At 57.9% G+C, this 20,808-nt stretch carries 15 protein-coding genes, 1 tRNA gene and 1 pseudogene; 9 read left to right on the top strand and 8 right to left on the bottom strand.

Going from position 1 to position 20,808, the window contains the following annotated elements; translation table 11 throughout:
• A pseudogene (locus ACTG3T_RS03480) lies at nt 1-811 on the top strand (peptidase M28); the annotation flags it as partial.
• Between the two features lie 155 nt (nt 812-966).
• On the opposite strand, the gene ACTG3T_RS03475 reads toward ACTG3T_RS03480, so the two are convergent.
• The 6 genes from ACTG3T_RS03475 to ACTG3T_RS03450 all read right to left on the bottom strand — a co-directional run bounded on the left by ACTG3T_RS03475 (nt 967) and on the right by ACTG3T_RS03450 (nt 9,174).
• Nucleotides 967-1,056 (bottom strand) — tRNA-Ser (locus tag ACTG3T_RS03475).
• Nucleotides 1,057-1,211: 155 nt separating this feature from the next.
• Complete coding sequence (locus tag ACTG3T_RS03470; protein ID WP_439100876.1) at nt 1,212-1,676, bottom strand: cupin domain-containing protein; 465 nt, start codon at nt 1,674-1,676, stop codon at nt 1,212-1,214.
• 69 nt (nt 1,677-1,745) lie between these two features.
• The gene (locus ACTG3T_RS03465; RefSeq protein WP_439100875.1) at nt 1,746-3,119 is read right to left on the bottom strand and encodes a Na+/H+ antiporter NhaC family protein; all 1,374 of its coding nucleotides are present in this window, start codon (nt 3,117-3,119) and stop codon (nt 1,746-1,748) included.
• Between the two features lie 4 nt (nt 3,120-3,123).
• Complete coding sequence (locus ACTG3T_RS03460; RefSeq protein ID WP_439100874.1) at nt 3,124-4,992, bottom strand: NAD(P)-binding protein; 1,869 nt, start codon at nt 4,990-4,992, stop codon at nt 3,124-3,126.
• Between the two features lie 9 nt (nt 4,993-5,001).
• Complete coding sequence (locus tag ACTG3T_RS03455) at nt 5,002-7,455, bottom strand: TonB-dependent receptor (RefSeq protein WP_439100873.1); 2,454 nt, start codon at nt 7,453-7,455, stop codon at nt 5,002-5,004.
• 126 nt (nt 7,456-7,581) lie between these two features.
• Nucleotides 7,582-9,174, bottom strand: a complete 1,593-nt coding sequence (locus tag ACTG3T_RS03450; protein ID WP_439100872.1) for a tetratricopeptide repeat-containing sulfotransferase family protein — start codon at nt 9,172-9,174, stop codon at nt 7,582-7,584.
• Between the two features lie 104 nt (nt 9,175-9,278).
• Here ACTG3T_RS03450 and ACTG3T_RS03445 point away from each other — a divergent pair, with 104 nt between their 5' ends.
• A complete protein-coding gene (locus ACTG3T_RS03445) occupies nt 9,279-11,057 on the top strand; it encodes an amidohydrolase (RefSeq protein WP_439100871.1) in 1,779 nt (592 codons plus the stop codon).
• Between the two features lie 126 nt (nt 11,058-11,183).
• Here ACTG3T_RS03445 and rne read toward each other — a convergent pair whose 3' ends face one another.
• Complete coding sequence (gene rne / locus ACTG3T_RS03440; RefSeq protein WP_439100870.1) at nt 11,184-14,156, bottom strand: ribonuclease E; 2,973 nt, start codon at nt 14,154-14,156, stop codon at nt 11,184-11,186.
• 761 nt (nt 14,157-14,917) lie between these two features.
• Between rne and ACTG3T_RS03435 the strand changes: the two genes are divergently transcribed.
• Nucleotides 14,918-15,847 carry an RluA family pseudouridine synthase gene (locus ACTG3T_RS03435; protein ID WP_439100869.1) on the top strand — a complete coding sequence of 310 codons (930 nt, stop codon included), beginning with the start codon at nt 14,918-14,920 and terminating at the stop codon, nt 15,845-15,847.
• A gap of 18 nt (nt 15,848-15,865) precedes the next feature.
• Here the strand turns inward: ACTG3T_RS03435 and ACTG3T_RS03430 are convergent, their stop codons facing one another.
• Nucleotides 15,866-16,456, bottom strand: a complete 591-nt coding sequence (locus ACTG3T_RS03430; RefSeq protein WP_439100868.1) for a Maf family protein — start codon at nt 16,454-16,456, stop codon at nt 15,866-15,868.
• Between the two features lie 79 nt (nt 16,457-16,535).
• On the opposite strand from ACTG3T_RS03430, the gene ACTG3T_RS03425 reads away from it, so the two are divergent.
• The 6 genes from ACTG3T_RS03425 to fabF form a co-directional block, all read left to right on the top strand.
• Nucleotides 16,536-17,084, top strand: a complete 549-nt coding sequence (locus tag ACTG3T_RS03425) for a YceD family protein (protein WP_439100867.1) — start codon at nt 16,536-16,538, stop codon at nt 17,082-17,084.
• Between the two features lie 3 nt (nt 17,085-17,087).
• Complete coding sequence (gene rpmF, locus ACTG3T_RS03420) at nt 17,088-17,270, top strand: 50S ribosomal protein L32 (RefSeq protein ID WP_439100866.1); 183 nt, start codon at nt 17,088-17,090, stop codon at nt 17,268-17,270.
• A gap of 172 nt (nt 17,271-17,442) precedes the next feature.
• A complete protein-coding gene (gene fabD / locus ACTG3T_RS03415) occupies nt 17,443-18,390 on the top strand; it encodes an ACP S-malonyltransferase (protein ID WP_439100865.1) in 948 nt (315 codons plus the stop codon).
• A gap of 51 nt (nt 18,391-18,441) precedes the next feature.
• Nucleotides 18,442-19,194 carry a 3-oxoacyl-ACP reductase FabG gene (fabG, locus tag ACTG3T_RS03410; protein ID WP_439100864.1) on the top strand — a complete coding sequence of 251 codons (753 nt, stop codon included), beginning with the start codon at nt 18,442-18,444 and terminating at the stop codon, nt 19,192-19,194.
• A gap of 105 nt (nt 19,195-19,299) precedes the next feature.
• Complete coding sequence (gene acpP, locus ACTG3T_RS03405; protein ID WP_008295499.1) at nt 19,300-19,536, top strand: acyl carrier protein; 237 nt, start codon at nt 19,300-19,302, stop codon at nt 19,534-19,536.
• Nucleotides 19,537-19,770: 234 nt separating this feature from the next.
• On the top strand, nt 19,771-20,808 hold a 1,038-nt coding region (gene fabF / locus ACTG3T_RS03400; protein ID WP_439100863.1), incomplete at its 3' end, for a beta-ketoacyl-ACP synthase II.

Below are 20,808 nucleotides of genomic sequence, written 5' to 3'. Positions count from 1 at the left end.
GGAGCAGGGTTTGATCGGTGGGCGAATCGTCGCTGCTCACGCCCTGGAGCAAGGCTGGGAGATCAAGGCAGTATTGAATAACGACATGATCTCCAATATTGCGGGTATCGACGGGGTGATCAATAACAGCGTGGCGCGGGTTTTTTCCGAGGGTACCCGGGCGGTAGAGACAGAGGCCGAGGCGCGCTCACGACGGTTTACCGGGGGTGAGGTGGACAGTCCCTCTCGTAATCTGGCGCGCTACATCGACCGCATGGCAGACCGCTACCTCACAAATCTGGATGTGGAAATGGTGTACCGGCTGGATCGCTTCGGCCGGGGCGGACACCACCGGCCCTTTAATGCCGTGGGTATTCCCGGTGTCCGTATTATGGAGACCCATGAGCACTACGACCGTCAGCACCAGGATCTCCGCGTGGAGGAGGGTCGCGAGTACGGTGATACCCTCGAGGGGGTCAATCCTGACTACGCAGCAAAGCTTACTGCGCTGAACGCCGTCACCCTGGCCGGCATAGCCGGCGCTCCACCGTTCCCGGTGGATGTAAAGGCTGCTGGTGCCGTGCGCGCGTCCGCAACTCTGGAGTGGGCTCACGGGGCCTCTGAGCGGGCACGGGAGAACCTGGCTGGCTATCGCGTGTGGTGGCGAAAGACCACGGCACCGCAATGGACCCACTCACGCTTTGTTGGGAACGTCACGGAATGGGAGTTCACGAACCTGGTGATCGATAACTACTTCTTTGGCGTGTCGGCAGTGGCCACTGATGGCAGCGAGACACCGGTAGTATTTCCCGGGCCGGCGGGCGCGTTTTAGCGCGCCTTGAGGGGGCGGCATTGGCAGTATGGCGGCCAAAGTGACGGCCAAAATGACGGACAAAATGACGCACAAAAAAGGTAGTAGCCAATAAAAAGGGCCGCCTCACTGAGGCAGCCCTTTATGGCGTTTCTTCGTTCCTTCAATTCTTCATTTGGCGGTGGGCTAAGGATTCGAACCTTAGGAAGGGATAAACCTTCAACGGTTTTCAAGACCGCCGCTTTCGACCACTCAGCCAGCCCACCGGAATCTCGCATCGCAAGAGGCGCAGATTATACCTACTGAACTCGGCGTGGCAACGGTAGTCTGCATCCTTCTCGCAGGGTAGGTATGAAGCGACTTTACGCCGGCCCTCCGTTTAGCCCTTAATGCCGCAAACCTTGTCCGGCGCGCTCAAGCATTATTCCAATGCGGAGCCGTCCGCGGAGTAAATTACCCATATTTTTTTGTAGCCTTCCGTCTCCCAGATACCCGTCCACTCCCTGGGGATCGTGACGGCTTCGCCGGCAGCGATGGCAGTGACGGTCCCGTCGCTGGAGGTGAGCGTGACGCCACCTTCGAGAAAATACATAAACTCATCGACGCCATAGGGCTCGTCGATCACCCATCGTGATTTACCTGCCATATACATGCCGCTGGCGAAGCGACCATCAGAAGACAGCAGGGAGGTAACGTCTTTTATGGTGTCACCTCCCTCACCTTTGATCAGCGTATCGGGACGATCAAAAATCGCTCCTGCTATTTCTTCAGTGCTCATTTCGGCGGGATGGACGGGGGTATCGGCGTACGCAGGGAGAGTCGCCGCAACCAGGGTGGCTCCCAGAGTCGCGGTAAGCGCGGTATTTTTTAAGTGTAATCGATTCACGATGGTGCTCCTATGGCTGGTGTGTCCGTATTGTCGTTCTTGATCTCGATGTCGGTATTTAAGAATAGCTCAAGTCAGGAAACCCATTGCGAGGTAACCCGCGGCCGCGATGGCGGCGGCAATAAGTGCATAAGGTAACTGGGTGAGGGCGTGTTGCATGGGGGTGCAGCCGGTTGCCTGAGCGGTGAGCACCGTCGCGTCGGAGTAAAAGCAGGCGTGGCTGCCAAAGGTACTGGCAGACAGCGTCGCGCCAATGAGCAGGGTCATATCGGCATCGACGCTGTTCCCCAGTGCCACCACAATGGGAAGAATAATGACGAACACGCCCCAGTTGGAGCCTGTGAGAAAGGACACCAGGGCCATGGACAAAAAGATCGCGAGAGGCAGTATCTCGGCCGTGAGCATTGGTGCGAGGGAGGCGACAACGTAGGTGGCCATACCCAGGTCGTCATTGACCTCCTTAAGGATGAAGGCCGCAACCAGCACAGCCAAAGGCTCGATCATGGTTTTGAATCCATCCAAAACCGTATCGAAGGCATCGTGGAGATCGAGAATTCTCATGGCCAGCACCACAACCAGCGTGGCACCGAGGGTGATGTAGATGCCCACGAGAAAGTCATTGTCCGCGGCAATCGTCGCACCGACGAGGCATACCATGGGTGCCAGGAAGAGCCATAAGCGAGGCTTTGCGCCCGCTTTGGGTGCTATGGCTCGGTTGGCGTCTTCAATGTGCCGGGCTTCCGGGGGAACCGTCACGCCGGTCGTCCGTGCCCGTTCATCGGCTTGACCCATGCTGCCCAGGTTGGGTATCCAGCCGCTTGTTACCAGTGGCACCATAAGCACCGCTGCCCAGGCATAAAACATGTAGGGAATTGCACCGATGTAAACATCGAGCCCGGAACCGTCCTCGGCAAGGCCATTGGCCACCAGGAGGCCAGCAAAAAACGCGCCCCAGGTCGAGTAGGGGATGATGACGCTGATGGGTGCTGCCGTGGAATCCACCACATAGGCGAGCTTTTCCCGGGAAATGCTGAATTTATCCGTAATGTCGCGCATGGCCGCACCCACGGCCAGAGAGTTCAGATAGTCATCGACAAACATCGCGATGCCCAGCAACCAGGTCGCAAAAAGCGCACCTTTTTGGTCTTTTACGCGATCACCCACAAAAGTGGTAAAGGCGCTGCTGCCGCCGCTTCGCATGAGCAGTGCAATCAAGCCGCCCATGAGGCCACAGACAAGGATTACCCAGGCAACGTCCGGATCGGTGAGTACCGCAATAGAAGCTTCGGCCATGCCGGTGACAAAACCGCTACCGAAAAGCATGACCAGTCCTAATAGCGACCCGCAGAGGAGAGATTCGATGGGCCGTCGGGTCCATATCGCGAGAGAAAACACCAGGGCAGTGGGTATTAAGCTCAGTGCGCCGGGCTCGCTGAGATACATGTCCTCAGCTTAGCTGTTCGCGGATGGCGCGATAGGCTGCGTCGATAGCGCCGTCAACGAAAGCGTAGGCGGAGGCGTCGGAGTTGGCGATGGAGATGCGCCCCAGCTGTCGGGCGCCGAGAAGGTGGGGGCCGTTTGTGGGTCCGTACTCCGGAGGGTCCGAGTAATCATTGTATTCATAGGCGTAGCCATGGGGCCATCGGTTGACGGTGATTGCCGCAATGTCCCGCTCCGGATCAAAGCTGGTGCCACTAAGTCCGCCGCTGAGTTGCCGGAGGATGCGGCTCTCCATATCGTCCCAGCTCATCTGGTACATCGCTTGGCGACCGATGACATGCTGTTCTTTGGCCGTAAGTCCCTGATCCGGTGCGCAGGGCACCACGCTGCCATGAACTACAGTGGCTTCATCGGGCCTTTCGGGGTACTTAACGCCTCCCATGGATACCGGAAAATCCATACCAAAGGAATGCATAAAGTCCGATTGCATCACGCTGATGCTATGCATGCCGAGCTCAGCGAAGGGGCGCCAGTTGCGGAGGGCAACGCTGATGTAAATCAGAGGCACCTTGGTGGCGTAGTCAATAGCCTCCCGCTGGTCATCGGGAAGCTCCGGCGTTATGTGCGGAATGATACCGTTGTAGCAGGCAAGCACCGCATGCTTGGCACGCACCCGATGGCTTTTGCCATCGCGTACATAGCTGACATCGACCTGGGAGCCCTCCGCCGTATGGCGCACATTTACCGCGGTGCTATTGAGACGGAGACGGCAGGGACTGCCGCTGCGATCGAGCCTGCCGTAGTCGGTTTTCGCCAGCACCAGGTCTTCCATGGTTGAGCCGGGCACTGCCTCGGGAATAAGCTTGCGAAGAATAGCCCGGGCTACCCCTGCGTTACCGTCAGGAAAATGAAAAATATACGGCTCGTCCCGCACGGGCTCGTCGGAGCTGCCCTGGGGAACATCAAGATAGGCGGTGCCGGGCATACCCATGCTGGCCGCTGCAAGGGCTGAGAGAGCATCCCAGCCAACGCCCCACCAGCCGCGGGCACCGTCACGAAAAAGGTAGTAGACATCCACCGGCACACCCACCACGTCCAGCAAAAATTCCCTGTAGGTTTGCTGGCGTAGCCACGCGATGCGCTGCTCTTTGGGAATGTGCGCCGCATAGTTGGTCGTGCTGTTCATGAGGGACAGCAGCGCGCTGCGTGCTTTCGGGGAAATGGGATAGTCTTTGACTTCGCCTTTCGTGAGCGCAGCATCATCGTTGCTGCGCCAGCTTTTAAGGCCGGGGAGGGTAAGATCTTTGCCATAAACTTCTTCGGGGAAATAGCTGCCCCTGCCCAGTTCTGCTTTCGCAAAATAATCCTGGTCGTAATACTCGTAAAAACGGTCGGTGATGATTCCTACGTCGCGCAGCAACTGCGCCGCTGCAGGTGAGTAACTACTCGGGGTATCAATGGATTGGCTGCCGCCATAACCCACAAGCTCTTTTCCATCTACGGTGAACTCGTTACGCCGTGCGTGGCCACCAAAATCGTCGTGGTTATCCAGTATCAATATGCGACTGTCCGGGCCTTTTTGCTGTTGCCAGTAAAAAGCTGCCGCAAGCCCGGAGATGCCGCCGCCAACTACCACAAGATCATAGTCACCGTCGGTTTGCTCCCCGGGTACGGAAAACTCCCTGCCGCCCCAAGCCATGGCGTGGGCGACGTCAAAGGAGCCCGGCTGACTTCCCCGCATGCCGGTGAGCGCGGGGGGGTAGGGCGTGGCAGCTGACCGGGCAAGCGCCTCAAGCGGCGTCAGTGCTCCCGCCGTAGTCCCAAGCGCTACGCCACTGAGAAAATCCCGGCGGGTGATATTGAGGCGAGAGCGCAAGAGAGTGTCCTAGAGGTTCCAGGTAAAGCGCATACCCACGGTGCGTGGTCGGCTGGGGCTGATACTTGACTGTACGTAGGGTTGCCCGCCGATACTGATGCCGCCTTCCGCGTCGTAGTACTCGTCATCTAGGAGGTTTTCAACATAGATAGCGAGGGCCCAGCCGGCGTCGGATCGATACCCGCCCAATGCCTGAACCTCGGTGTAGCTGCCCGTCTCCTGCAATCCCGCCGCAACCGTTGCGGGGATGAATGGTTCCCAGTCGGTGACGGCATCGTCTTCCCAGCTTGCCGACAGGTTGCCGTAAATTTCTCCAGAACCAAAGGGAAGCACCGCGTCGATGGTGCCGTAAGCCGTCCACTCGGGGATCCCGGGAGCTGGAGAGCCTTCACAGATGGTGTCGTCGCCTAACAGGGCCAGGCCACCGGTGCATTGGGCTTGAATATTTGAGCCCTCGGTATCCAGCCATGAAATACCCAGGCCAAAACTGAATACGTCGGTGAGTGCCACGTTCCAGACACCCTCGGCACCGATGCCGTCCAGCTCTGCATTGCAGACTTCGACAATAGGGGAGCCCGGTTCACTGCAGGTGGTTTGCAGGCCCTCGTAGGCATAGCTAAAGGCGTTGACGGAGAGCTGGCTGCGACCATCCCACTGCGTGGCCTTGTAGCCAATTTCGTAGGAGATCACCGTCTCCGAGTCGAAGGATGTTGGCAGGTTAACGCCGGTCAGGGCCTCGCCACCAAAGGGTACGCCTGCCACAGAGAAGCTGTTAAACCCGCCCTGCTTGTAGCCGGTAGTGACACTGAAATAAACGAGCATGTCCTCTGCCGGTCGCCAGTTTACCACGCCGCGCCAAGTGGGCTCGCTCCAGCTGAGGGTGTCCGAGACAGCGCCTTCGGGGGTGGTAAAGCCGGTCTGTACGACCTGGCCCAGCAGACTGCCGTTGCGCTCGCTCAGAACGCGCTGGGAGAACTCTTTTTCGTCGTCGTTATAGCGAACTCCCAGGCTCGCATCCAGCTGCTCGGAGAAGCGAAATTGCAAATCCACATAGGCCGCCCAACCCTGGAAAACGCCCTCGGTACGATTCCAGTCATCAATCAGGCCATTGTTGCTGCTGGGCGTCCAGGTACTGGTGCCAAAGTAGTAATCGAGATAGTCGCTGAGCCCATAGGCGTTGTAGTAGTCAAAAAGACCCTGACAGCTATCGCCCCAGTAGACATTGCAGTACACGTCCTCATCCTGCTGGCCCAGGAACTCCGTATCTATGTCTTCGCGGTAGTAGGACACGCCGGCATACCAATTGAAAATGCCCTCGTTGTCAGAAGTGAGGCGCAACTCCTGTTCAAAATAGTCGCCTTCCTGATCTTGCTCATAGTTGAAAATGGTGAGGTTGGTGGCATCAAAGTCTTCCGTGTAGCCGTACTCATGCGTTTTGTAGCCGGTGAGAGAGGTCAGCGTGGCCCATCCCAGGTCGTAGTTCAGCTCTAAGCCTAATTGAAAGACTTCGCCACCATCAACGAGACCGTTCCGGGGACCGTCAATGCGCACGTCCCTGGGGTCCGACGGTAGGGCGATGTCGCCGTAGATGCTCTCCAGGAACTCATAGGAAGCGCCACGGCCGGTGGCCCGGTAGATGGTGCCTGATTGCTCCCGATCTTCGTATTCCAGAAAGAGCGTTGCGGTTAGTGCGCCGCCGCCGTCATAAACGCCGGTGAGACGTAAAGCGCTCTTTTCGTGCTGAATAAAGTCTTCCCCAGTGAGTTCATTGTTGACGTAGCCGTCTTCACGGGAGTGAAGGCCTGCGACCCTGACGCTGATGGCGTCGTTGACATCAAAATTGGTAGCACCCTCCACCCGGAAAATACCTCGCTCTCCGGCGCGAACGTCGATATAGGCATCTGCATCGTCCTGCACCGGACGGCGACTGATAATGTTCATGGCGCCGGCGATGGAATTTCGACCAAAAAGAAACCCCTGTGGACCGCGGAGAATTTCCGAGCGCTCCAGGTCGAAAACACTGGTAACCGCTGCGCCGTTACGACCCTGATAAAAGCCGTTTTTGTATACACCCAATGATGGGTCCGCACCATTACCAAAATCGTTGGTGGTGATACCTCTAACCGCAATCGTATCGAGAAAGCTGTCCTTCGAGTTTCCGGTAACCCCGGGGGTGAATGTCACAAGGTCTTTGATGTCGTCGGTATTTACTGTGCGAAGGAAGTCACCGGACAGGGCCTGCACGGCCAGTGCCACGTCCATGACCGACTCGGCGCGCTTGGTCGCAGTGACGATCACTTCTTCAAGCTGCTGTGCCTGAGCTGTGCTGGCGGCCAGGGCCGCAGAAACCGCAAGGGCCAGATTCCGGCGCGATGCTGTCGGTCTCGCAAACCGCTTGGGCTTGCTGCGCTGAGGCGCTGAGGGTGAACGTTTGCTGAAACTGGCTGCTGACGCTGTATTCATGACGATCCCGGATATTTGATCTGTAAAACTAGACTACGAAACTACGCAGAGGCAGACAAGCGTTAGATGCGAATAAAAGATACCCATACAGGGGTCGTCTGGTGGGGTGGTCTGACGAGATAAACCCTAATGTTCCAGCGGTATTTTTAGGCCTTCAAGTGCCTGGCGCATCGGTGCTAGCTGTTCCTGGTAGCGGCGCCAGCGTCCCACGGAGCGGGTGTGGGCAGCCTCTCTGACCTGGACGACACTCGCTGTGGTTACCGCAGCACTCTGACTGTAAAAGTTCAGACACTGATCCTCCCAGGGAAGATCAATGAAATTGAGGAGCGCGCGGGCGTGGGGTTCGGGATCAGCCGCTACCTCTTCGTAATCGACCTCGTGATAGCGATGTCCGAAACGTTCACGCCAGTCGTTCATGAGTTGGTAATAGCGGGCGTGGTGTCTGGCCATTTCTCCCTGTTCATAGGAATGGGGGTAAGCTTCGGCGAATAGCTGTTTGAAGCTGGCAAAACAGGCATCCATGGGGCCGCGTCTGATGTGGATGATTTTTGCGTTGGGGAGAGCGGCCAGGATCAGTGGTAAAAAGCGAAAATTAACGGGCAGCTTATCGACAAAATGATCGCTATCACCTTGCATCGGTTGCGTGAGCGTCATGTAGGCACTGCCCACTTTTTTCGGGTCGAGCTCCGCGGCAGCCTCAAATACGGCGGTTGGACTAGCGTCACCCCGGGGCCCCAACAGGCGCCGACACGCGCCTTCGAACTGCCGCAGCTCACCCGCTGAATGTACGGCGCTGTGGCTAGTGATAATACGCTCCACCAGCGTTGTACCGGTGCGGGGTTGTCCGATAATAAAGATAGGGGCGTGGCTGTCGTTGCCCGGCGGACGGCTGTCCAGCCAGTTCCGTGTGTAAGTGGCTGAAAGCATCTCAAAAAAGTCTACTTCAGCTTTTTCGTCATAGCTGAGTGTTCGCCGGCGAGCGGCTGCGCCTCGCGCGAAGGCATCAAAGGCATCAGACCACTCGCTCAAATCCTCCAGCTCCTTGCCCAATGCGTAGCTTAAAAATGCGGTATCTCGGTCAGTCAAAGCGGGCTCACCCAGAATCTCGCGAAGCACCCTGATGTGATCATGATTGCGGGCTTTCTCCAGCCCCGAAAGGAGCCAGTGGGCATTGGCGTGCCGTGGATTTTTTGCGATCGCACTTTCCAGAACGGTGCGGGCGCGAGAGAAATCACCGAGGAACATGAGATTGTTGGCGCGGTTAATCAAAAAGCCGATATTGGCAGGCTGATGTTGAAGTGCTTTTTCCTGCCACGGTGATGCCGCTGCAGCGTTTCCAAGGAGGGTAAAAACGGTAGCAATGGTGTCCTGGATCACGGGATTGTCATCGGCGTGCGCCACTGCTTTTTCCAGCGCATCCTCAGCACGATTGACCTGCCCCCGACGAATAAAAAGGCGGGCAAGCTGCGCCCAGGCCGCACCGTGATCCGGTTGCAGTTTGGTGACCGAGCCGAACCCCTGAAGAGCAGTGCGAGGATCCTCTGCCTCCAGGGCAATCATGCCCACGAGGAAGTGCCCCTCCGCAAGGTCGGGCTTGCGCTGGAGGACTTGCCGGCAGCACTGGGCCGCGCCGCTATGATCTCCGCGCTGCAGGCGGTCATAGCCTTCCCGTAAAGTCGCTTTATACCAGGCAGCTTCGTCGCGCTGTTGCTGCGCCATGGGGCTTCCTCACACATGATGAGCGTTAGGCTTTGCTCGCCCTCGCGCGGCGCCATAGATGACGGACTTGTGGGCGGACGGTCTGGCAGCCATAGTACTCACTGATGTCAGGAGAGTCAGCTGCTCTCGGGCGTCAGGCTGGCGCTATTTTTCGCATCGAGGTGCTTATGATTCACAATGTTGTGGCTGCGATCGTTCTGTTTTTCACTCTGGCTGTTTCTCAGGGAGCATGGGCCCAGGAGAAAGTCGCAGATCTCGTGCTCTCTGGCGGCAAGGTGTACACCCTTGACGACGCGGCTCCCTGGGCCGAGGCAGTCGCCATAAAGGGCGATACGATTATTTATGTGGGGAGCGATGCCGGCGTCGAGGCCTTTGTTGATGGCAATACCCAGCGCCGGGATCTTGCCGGAAAACTGCTGCTCCCGGGGTTTATCGATAGTCATATGCATGTGGGGTCGACCTTGCCCTATCTGTTTGCGGCCAGTCTCTCGCCTGCCATGAGTCGCGCCGAAGCTCTGGCGACCATAGCGGCGCATGCCAAAGAGTATCCGGATCAAAACCCGTTAATCGGCACCGGTTTTTTGGGCGCAGCCTTTGGTCCCCAGGGACCTACTGCCAGGGATCTGGACAGCGTGGTTTCTGATCGTCCTGCAATTATTTTTGACGAGGGGTTTCACTCCGCATGGGTCAATACCCTGGCCATGGAGGCCGTGGGACTCACCGCCGCGACGCCGGACCCCAAGCCCGGCGCACACTTTTATCGGCGCTATCCCGACGGCAGCCCCACAGGCTGGTTGATCGAGGGGGAAGCCTTTGGCTGGGTCGCCGAGGCCCTGGGGGTCATCGATGCAAAAATACTGGATGAAGCTGCAGACGCTTTTTTTGCGAGCATGTCTTCCATGGGCATTACCGCTGCATTTGATGCCGGGATGATCGAGGGAGACGGAGAACTGTTTCGTTTTATGGCTAAGCGAGCTTCTCAGGGTAAGCTGCCTTTCCGCGTGCTGGGTTCTCACTATGTCAACAGCGAACGGGGATTGGTCACGGCTCTCGATGACCTGGAAAGGCTGTCCAGGGATTATGAGGACGAGTTCTTCGATGTGGAGGTACTCAAAGTGAGTCTTGATGGTACGGTAGAGGCGCAAACAGCCTACACCATTGAGCCCTATCTGGAGCCCCCGGGGCACCGCGCTGAGCCCCTCGTGCCTCTGGAAAAAACCAAGGAAGTGGTTGCCGGAGCGGCGGAGCGGAGCACCGATGTGCACCTCCATGCCATCGGCGATGGCGCCGTGCGCATGGCCCTGGATCTTGTGGAGTACGCCCGTGCCGAGCACCCGGGCAGCACCAGTCGCTTTACCATTTGCCATGCGCAGCTGGTCAATCCTGCCGACGTGCCACGCTTTGGTGAACTGGATGTCATCGTGCAGTCGACGCCCACCTGGTATGCCTACGATGATATCGCTTTGGCCTATCTCGGAGAGGAGCGGTTGTCCCACATGTATCCTCTTAACTCCATCGCCGAGGGCGGGGGCCGGGTAACCCTGGGCAGTGACTTTCCCGCCAGTTGGATTGGACTCGATGGTATGGACCCGCTGTTCAATATTGAGATGGCATTGACGCGTCAGCCTCCGGGAGACAAAGACTATGCGCCGCAGCCCCCGGTGGATGAACGGATTACCCTCGAGCAGGCCATCCGCGGCTATACCCTGGACGGCGCTTATCAGCTGGGTCTGGAGGATCAGATCGGATCCATTACGCCGGGGAAACAAGCGGACATGGTGGTTCTCGATCAGGATTTGTTTTCCATAAATCCCTACGCCATTCACAAGGCTAGGGTCGTCATGACGATCGTCGACGGGCGGTTGGTTTTCGAGAGCCCATAAAAAACACCGGATACCGACACAAAGACTGTATCGGGATCCGGTGTTCTGAGTTCGATACTTGGCGTACCGAATTAGCGCGCTAACGTCGCGTCGATGCGACCTTCACTTACCTCTGAAAAGCTCGACTCACGCTTCTGCACTTGCCGTATCTTTCGGCCCGCGGGGATCGTTGCTCGCGCGGGGCACCTGACGATCAGGAGCTTCGACGGCCGGCGCTGGTGTCTCTGAGAAGAGCACAATTTGCCCGGTCTCAATATGCAACTCCTGAACTGGCGAGGGCGACACTCGGGGGTCGTTAACCGCGCGACCGTCTTCGTTTAAGCCTTCACCGGGGGCATTGGCGGCCTTGGCATCTACCTGCAGGCCCGGTGCCGCAGACTCCGCCGATGCGGGGGCTTCTGCAGTAACCTGAGTGTCTTCGGCTGCCGCTTTGGCGCTGTCCTTCGTTGTATCGACGCTCGCCTGCGTCTCAAACATCGCTGTTTGTGCCTCGGGCGCTGTAGTCATACCCATGGCGGCTTCAATGCTACCGCCGGCAGAGGCGGGCTCAGGAGCTTCCTCAGCTAGCGGCGTATCTGGTGCTTCGCCGGCGTCCGCAACGATTGTTGCATCCGCGTCGCCATCAGAGGTCAGATCATTGTCTGCTGTAGCAGCGTCAGTGGTCTCAGCAGGCGGTATTGACTGCTCGTCGGCCGCCGGGTTTTCTGCGATGGCCTCCTCGGGCTCTACTGAGGACTCCGCGTCTCCGTCAACGGCGGCTGCAGCCGCTTGATCCGCATCAGCGACTACCTCGACGGTCTCCGCCACGGGCTTGCGACGGCGACGGCGGGGTTCGCCGCGCCGCTGGTTGCTCGGTCGCTTCCGGGGCTTGTTCTCGCCCGAGCCCTCGTCGTTGCCATTCGCGCTGTCGCCTTCACTGGCAACCGCTGATGCCTCGTCGGAATCACCGGATTCTTCGGCCTGAGCCACGGTAGTTTCGCCGTTGCGCTCCGCTCCCTCTGATCCCGAGCGACGTCCACCTCGTGAACGACGGCGGCGACGGCGGCGGGTGCCGTCTTCCGGCTTCTCGTTGCTGTCATCATCAATCGCACTGTCGGCACTTGTCGCCGCAGTCTCGGTGTCTGCTTCAGTGTTACCAGAATCCGCGTGCTGGTCCTGGTCGTCAGCGTTGCGATTATGATTGCGGCCCTGGCCACCACGACGGCGACGGCCGCGGGTGCGTTTGGGGCGATCTTCTTCAGAAGTCTCACTTTCTGACTTGCGCTTCTCGGGAGTGGGGGCGGGCGCCGCTTCCTCGGCCACTATCTCGTCTGCAGCTGCATTGGGATCGCCAAAAAAGCTCACCCACAAGCGCTGCGCGAGTCCGGGCTTTGCACCACCGGCCGCGGTGGGTGCCGCCGCTGTCGGTGCGGCTGATGCTGTAGCAGTCGCTACCGCAGCAGGAGCGGATGTTTCGCTCTCTGCTGTTTCAATCGCCTCTGCAGGTGCTGGCGCAGCGGTGGGCGCGATGCGCTGCACCACGGCTTCCTGACTGGGCAGACTGTGGTCGTGGCTATCAGAGATGCTGTCCGCATCGGGTACGGCGATTTCGACTTTGTAGCTGGTCTGCTGATCCCCTTCGACTTCGTCATCGCGCAGACGTGTTACTTCAAAGTGAGGCGTCTCCAGATTGGGATTAGGAATAACCAGTACGCGGACTCGCGTCAGCGACTCGATTTCGCTCAGCGCGACACGTTTCTCGTTGAGAAGGTAGGCAGCGACATCTACCGGCACGATGGCTCTCACCTCGGCGGTGCGATCCTTGATCGCCTCTTCCTCCAACAAACGCAGAATGGACAGGGACAGGGACTTGGTGTCGCGAATACTTCCTTGTCCCGAGCATCGTGGGCAAACAATGGCACTGGTTTCACCCAGGGATGGGCGCAAACGCTGACGCGACATCTCAAGGAGGCCAAAGCGCGAAATCCGTCCAACCTGCACCCGGGCACGATCGATAGCGAGGGCATCACGCATGCGATTCTCAACCGCGCGCTGATTCTTGGCCGCGAGCATGTCGATGAAATCGATAACGATCAGCCCGCCCATGTCGCGCAAACGCAATTGCCTGGCGACTTCGTCTGCCGCCTCAAGATTGGTTTGCAAAGCGGTAGCCTCGATGTTGGCACCTTTTGTGGCCCGGGCAGAGTTGATATCGATTGATACCAGGGCTTCTGTGGGGTCGATGACAATGGACCCGCCAGAGGGCAACCTGACTTCGCGCTGGAAGGCAGATTCGATCTGGCTCTCTATCTGGAAGCGATTAAACAGCGGGATGTTGTCTTCATAAAGCTTGATTCGCTGCTGATACTTGGGCATCACCATGCTGACAAAATCCATGGCCTGCTTGAATGCATCGGGGGAGTCGATGAGCACCTGATCAACATCGTCCCGAAGGTAGTCGCGTACGGCGCGGATGATGACGTTGCTTTCCTGGTACAGGAGCACCGGTGAGCGATTCTCTTCGCCTGCCTTGCTTACGGCTTCCCAGAGCTGCAGCAGGTAGTTAAGGTCCCATTGGAGCTCTTCAGCGGATCGACCCACGCCGGCGGTACGAATAATCACCCCCATACCGTCGGGAATATCCAGGGCACTGAGCGCTTCGCGTAGTTCAGTCCGGTCATCACCCTCGATGCGACGAGAGATGCCGCCGGCGCGCGGGTTGTTGGGCATGAGGACCATGTAACGGCCGGGGAGGCTGATGAAGGTGGTCAGTGCTGCACCCTTGTTGCCCCTTTCTTCCTTGTCCACCTGAACGATGAGCCGGGTGCCTTCCTTGACCACATCGCGGATGGAAAACTTGCCGTCAATATCCTTGGGGTTGCGGTAAAAGTACTCCCGGGCAATTTCTTTGACCGAGAGAAAACCGTGGCGCTCGGCGCCGAAATCCACAAAGGCCGCTTCAAGGCTGGGCTCTACACGGGTGATTTTACCAACGTAGATGTTGGCTTTCTTCTGCAGTCGGGTTCTGTTCTCAATGTCCAGATCGTACAGCTTCTGGCCATCGACGAGTGCTACGCGCATTTCTTCCGCATGCGTAGCGTTAATAAGCATTTTCTTCATGTCTAACTAAACCTCTCGTGGGGTTTAGCCGGCGCATGCCAGTGCTCACATTCGTGCTTCACGAGGCCTGCAAATTGCGAGCCTAAGAAATCCTTCAGTGCGCTGCATCCCAAGCTCAACCGCTTTGCGGCAAATTCAGGTTGCACTAGTTGTTATCTCTGAGCGGTCAGCACTTGGCGCCGCCCATCGCTAATTCTGGTCCTGCCCCGGCAACCCTGTTTTTGGGTGTTGCGATCGGGCGCTTTTTGTTGAGGGCGCTCCCCGAGGGAACGCTGTCTTGTCTTGATCCCTTCGGGTCGCCAGCTGTTGCCTGCGATGGTAACGCAGGGTTATCGGTCTGGTGGTCAGCGCTACCTTTGGATGCGCGGCGGACGGCGATCCTGGGTAGGCGCCAGATCCAGCACGCACCGGTAGGGGGTGCGACCTCGTCAAAAAGCGATTCGTAACTCTATTTACAGTGATCTGCGTGTTGTCTAACTCACGATCTGCGCTGGCGGTCGTTCGTGTCCTGCCTGCGCGGCATCGTATACTCCCAGCGGTGAACCTGTAACTTGCGGTAATCCGGTGACTGGCCCCGACCGACGACGGCTTCAATGCATCGTGGGTGACAGGTGGATCGGGGAAGATTAACGCGGCATGCTCACTGCCTGCGTGGCATGTTAACAGCTCGCTTGCTAACGCTCAAATAAAAGAAGGACGTTGATTAGTCTCATGTTCACCAGAACAATCACAGGAAATTTGGCCCACCGGAGCAGCTTTCCGTGAGCGCGGTGCGTTTCCTCACCGTTGATGAGCGGGGAGAGGGGCAGCGCCTGGATAATTATGTGCTCAGGGAATGCCCGGCGGTACCCAAGACGCGGCTTTACCGTGCCATGCGCAAGGGAGAGATTCGTGTCAACAAGGGAAGGGTAAAGCCTGATCGTCGTCTGGCCCTGGGCGATGTGGTGCGGCTGCCCCCTCTCAGTGCTCCCGAGCCTCGCGAGCCTGGCACGGCTCCCCCGGGCTGGCAGGAGCGCCTCGCGGCTCGGGTGGTGTTTGAGGATGAGCACATACTCGCCGTCAATAAACCCTCGGGTATCGCGGTGCATGGTGGCAGTGGACTCCAGTTTGGTTTGATCGAAACATTGCGGTCCATGCGGCCGAAGGCGAAATTCCTGGAGCTGGTTCATCGTCTGGACCGGGAAACGTCAGGACTGGTGCTCGTTGCGAAAAAGCCGGCGGCGCTGCGTGCCCTCCACGACCTGCTCCGTCAAAAAGGCAAGATCGACAAACGCTACCTCGCCCTCGCAGAGGGTGCCTGGCCACGCCACCTGCGTATGGTCGACGCCCCCCTCAAGCGCTTTGAACGGAAGTCGGGCGAGCGGCAGGTAAAGGTTGCGAAAGACGGAAAGCCGTCCAGCACGGAGTTCAGGATCAGACAAAGCTTTGCTGCGGCAACGTTGGTGGAGGCGCGACCATTAACCGGGCGGACGCATCAAATACGCGTGCATGCACTTCACGGGGGGCATGCGCTGCTCGGTGATGCCAAGTATCAAAGCGAGGAGGGGGAGGCGCTGGCACGTAAACTGGGTCTCAGACGACTTTTTCTCCATGCGCAGTCTCTGTCTTTTTTACTCAACGAGCAGCGTTATGACCTCACTGCTTCTCTCGATGAAGAGCTGGAAACTATATTAAAAAACTGTGCTAAGTAATTGTAATAAAGTCATATATCAAAGTGCGGCTACCCCTTGAGCGCTTAAGAGGTCGCAGGTGGCGATAAGCGGTAATCCCTCCAATGCTGTCGGGTCCGTGCTTTCCAGGGCGGTAAACAGGCAGATCCCCAGACCTTCCCAGCGAAAACTCCCTGCGCAGTCCAGGGGGCGCTCTCTATCCACGTATTGCGCTATCTGATGGTCAGTGAGCGTTCGAAACCTCACAACAGTGGGTACGCAGCGTCGGGCTACGACTTCGCCGCTCCGGGCCAGGGTCACCGCCGTGTAAAAGCTAACGCTTTGTCCGCTGCACCGGCCAAGCTGCTCCTGTGCTGCGCAGATGCTCCCGGGTTTACCCAGGAGGACTGTGCCCAGGGCTGCAACCTGGTCACTCCCAAGGACAGCCGCGTTGGGATGGGACCTAGAGACGGCCAGGGCCTTGGCGTCGGCAAGGCGACCGGCGAGAGCCTCGGGCGGCTCATCGACGCGGGGCGTTTCATCGGTCTCGGGACTGACGCAATGAAACGGTAGGGCCAGACGCTCCAGCAGGCGTTTCCGGTAAGGGGATGTAGAAGCAAGAATGAGAGAGGGGGCAGTGATCGTATCCATAAGTCCATGCTTAAGCTAACGTTCGGGATTGTAAAGATTTTTTTGACAACAGAGGGGGCTATCACTATAGTGCGCCGCCATGTTGACAGCCCCCCTCCCGAATCGGGTCAATATTCGCAAAGCGGTGACTCGTTCGGCGCGTTATGCAGGGGCCCTCTGCGCGGAGCAAATTCCCCAGTTTAAGGAGCTCCTTGATCCGGAAGCGCCGACCATTGATGTGGTGGTGGAATTTGGCGAAAACGAGGAGGGGCAGCAGTTTGCAGCGGTAGAGATGCAGGGCAGGGTGGTGTTGGAATGCCAGCGATGCCTGAATCCTGTTGTCTGTGAGCTGAAGGGTAATAGCCGATTGGGCATTGTTCCGGGCGACGAGCAGGCCAAGCAGTTACCTGCCGGGCTGGAACCACTCATAGCTATCGACGACGTCGATTTATGGGCAGTGGCAGAAGAAGAGTTAGCGCTCGCGCTGCCCGTGGTGGCTTACCACCCGGACGGTGAATGTGAGCCACCGAGAAGTGACCGGGCGGAACGGTCAGTAAGTGAAGAAACGGGGTCTACCGACCACACGGCGGAGAACCCTTTTAGTGTTTTGTCATCGCTCTTGGAGAGCGATGACACGAAGGAGAAATAGCCCATGGCTGTTCAGAAGAGCAAGAAAACCCGCTCGCGACGCGGTATGCGTCGTTCGCACGACTCCCTGAGTGGACCCACGTTAAACGTTGACCAGACGACCGGTGAAACTCACCGACGCCACCACGTGACTGCCGACGGTTTCTACCGTGGCAAGAAAGTGGTTGAGACGGGCACCGACGACTAACCCTTCTTACTCGGTAACGTTGCCGGGTTGTGCGGTGGTTTTACAGCGGCACCTTTGGACAGGCAGGGCGCGATGGCACCATCGTTTCTGCTTGGCCGAGGTGCCGCCTTCGTTGCCAGGCCCGCATATTCATGACTGCCGCCTGAGGGTCCGGCACACTCGGAGGTAATTCATGCGTCAAGATCTCGCTTTTGTGTTTCCCGGCCAGGGCAGTCAGCGCGTAGGCATGCTGGGAGATGCGATAGCTGCGTTTCCGGAGGCAGCCACAGTATTCGAGGAGGCATCTGATGCCCTGGGTTTTGATCTTCAGGCACTGGTCTCCACCGGCGGCCCTGAACAGCTCAACCTGACGGAATACACGCAGCCTGCGTTGCTCGCCGCCTCGGTCGCGATCTGGCGTGTCTGGGTTGCAGAGGGTGGCGTTCGCCCGGCGGCCATGGCGGGACACAGCCTTGGTGAGTTTTCAGCGCTCTGTTGCGCCGGCGTTCTGAGTCTGCAGGATGCAGTAACACTGGTGCGCGAGCGGGGTCGCTTCATGCAATCAGCGGTACCGGTGGGTGTGGGTGCCATGGCGGCTATTCTGGGTCTGGACGATGAGGCCGTCAGCGCAGTTTGCGAGAAGGTTACCGCCGGTAGTGATGAGATCGTGCAAGCGGTGAATTTTAATGCGCCGGGACAGGTGGTGATCGCGGGTCACAGCGCCGCCGTGGAAAAAGCCATCACAGAGCTCAAAGAAAAAGGGGCCAAGCGAGCCATGCCCCTTCCGGTCAGCGCGCCTTTCCATACGTCCCTCATGGCGCCGGCGGGGAAAAAGCTTGACGAAGTGCTTGAAAGCATTGCGATAACCAGTCCTGAAATCCCCGTGGTCCATAATGTCCACGCTGAAACCGAGAGCGATCCCGCAAAGATTCGTCAGCGACTGGTGGAGCAAATCTCCGCACCGGTACGTTGGACCTCCTGCATCGCGACCCTGCAGTCCCAGGGCGCGGTACAGTTTGCAGAATGTGGCGCCGGCAAGGTGCTGGGGGGCTTGCTGCGACGTATTGATAAAAGCGCGAGCTGCGTCTATCTGGAGAATCCGGATGATCTTATGTCCGCGATCTCTGCGCTCGCCGATTGATCTTTGCAATACCAGCGAGAGCAGGAATAGTCGGGGAAGTGGGGAAGGGGTATGCCTGAAGAAGCACAGAATAATGAAGCGCGCGTTGCGCTGGTTACTGGCGCCAGTCGAGGAATCGGTAGAGCCATAGCTGACGCACTGGCTGCTGCCGGTCATACAGTCATTGGTACCGCCACAAGCGACAGCGGGGCCCAGGTAATCGATGAGCGTTTGTCTAACGCCGGCGGCGCGGGTATGCGCCTCGATGTCGCAGACCCCGAGAGCGTGACCAGTGTGCTCACAGCTATCAATGAGCGATTCGGGGCGCCCCTGATACTGGTCAACAATGCTGGTATCACCCGAGATAACATTCTCATGCGCATGAAGGATGACGAATGGCGAGGCGTGCTGGATACCAATCTCACCGCGCTGTTCAAAACATCCAAAGCGGCGTTGCGCGGAATGACCAAAGCGCGTTGGGGCCGCATTGTAAACATCACGTCGGTGGTAGGCTCCATGGGGAACGCCGGCCAGAGTAATTATGCTGCCAGCAAGGCTGGTGCAGAAGGGTTTTCCCGCGCCCTGGCGCGGGAAATAGGTGCACGGAACATCACGGTCAATGCGGTAGCGCCGGGGTTTATCGACACCGATATGACAGCAGCGCTAAGCGACGACCAACGCAATGCCATGCTGGCGCAAATCCCCCTGGCTCGTTTGGGGGATGCAAAAGAAATCGGTGCTTTGGTCGCATTTTTATGCAGCGACTCAGCAGCGTACATAACAGGTGAAACTATTCACATAAACGGTGGCATGTACATGGCCTAATGTTTCTGGCAGGTGTATGCCGGGTAGTAAAAAACCGGTAGACTTCGCACCTGCCCTATAACATTGGCAATGTAGGTTTTCCTTCAGCAGGAGTATTCGAGGATCATGAGCAGCATTGAAGAACGCGTAAAAAAAATTGTCGCTGAGCAACTTGGCGTCAAAGAAGAAGAAGTGCAGACGGAGGCTTCCTTTGTAGAAGATCTCGGCGCAGACTCTCTGGACACAGTAGAGCTCGTAATGGCACTCGAAGAGGAATTTGAAACAGAGATTCCCGATGAGGAAGCTGAGAAAATTACAACGGTGAAGCTTGCGATTGATTACATCAACGAGCACCTCTCCTGAGGGCACTGCGATCGCGCAGCAGCGCGTGTAGCATTCGAAGAGCCGTGACTACCGCCAGGTATCACGGCTTTTCTGTTTGTGTGAGCTCCACAAGTTGACAGTGAATCGCTAAAAAAAGGGCCAGGCAGTGTGATTGGTGGGCCCAGCGGCAGTAACAGTTTTAGCAGTGGTAGCAATAATAGTTGCGATCCGAGCAGTGATGATTGCTGAAGTTATGGTTAAGGGAGAAGGACTGTGAAGGGAAGACGCGTAGTTGTGACGGGATTGGGGTTAGTGACTCCCGTGGGACACGACGTTGAATCAAGCTGGGCATCAATACTCGCCGGTAAAAGCGGCGCAGCGCCTATCGAAGCCTTCGACGTTGATGCCTACACCACGCGCTTCAGTTCCAGTGTGAAAGACTTTGATATCGGCGCCTATCTTCCTCCCAAAGACGCGCGAAAAATGGACACCTTCGTTCAGTACGGTATGGCCGCGGGCATTCAGGCAATGGAGCACGCGGGGTTTGACGTCACCGAGGAGAACGCCGGCCGCGTTGGCTGTGCCATTGGATCTGGCATTGGTGGTATCGGTCAGATCGAGAAAAATTCGGAGATCGTCAACAGCAGCGGACCGCGGCGCATTTCGCCGTTTTTCGTGCCGGGCTCCATCATCAACATGATCGCCGGGAACCTGTCCGTTCGCTACGGCATGCGAGGCCCTAACATCGCCATTGTCACGGCCTGCACCAGCGGGACCCACAACATCGGCCTTGCAGCGAGAATGATCGCCCAAGGTGATGCCGACGCCATGCTGGCTGGCGGTGCCGAAATGGCGACGACAAAAGTAGGCCTCGGAGGCTTTGCCGCGGCCCGCGCATTATCGACGCGCAACGATGACCCGGAAGCTGCGTCGCGACCCTGGGATGCGGATCGCGATGGTTTTGTTTTGGGGGACGGTGCCGGCATGGTGTTCCTCGAAGAATACGAGAACGCGAAAGCCCGGGGCGCTACCATTTTTGCGGAATTAAGTGGCTTTGGTATGAGCGGTGACGCTTACCACATGACTCTGCCGCCGGAGAATGGTCGTGGCGCCGCCGACGCTATGCGTAATGCGCTTCTTGATGCGGAGCTCGATGCTGGTGCTATTGAATATGTTAATGCCCATGGCACCTCAACCCTTGCGGGCGATGTAGCGGAAAGCCGGGCCATTGAGTCGGTGTTTGGGACCGCGGCTTCGTCAGTTGCAGTGAGCTCTACGAAGTCCATGATCGGACATCTTCTGGGTGCCGCC

The organism is Congregibacter sp. (assembly GCF_965660375.1).
Lineage (GTDB): Bacteria > Pseudomonadota > Gammaproteobacteria > Pseudomonadales > Halieaceae > Congregibacter.
This window is presented reverse-complemented; position numbering and strand designations above follow the sequence as displayed.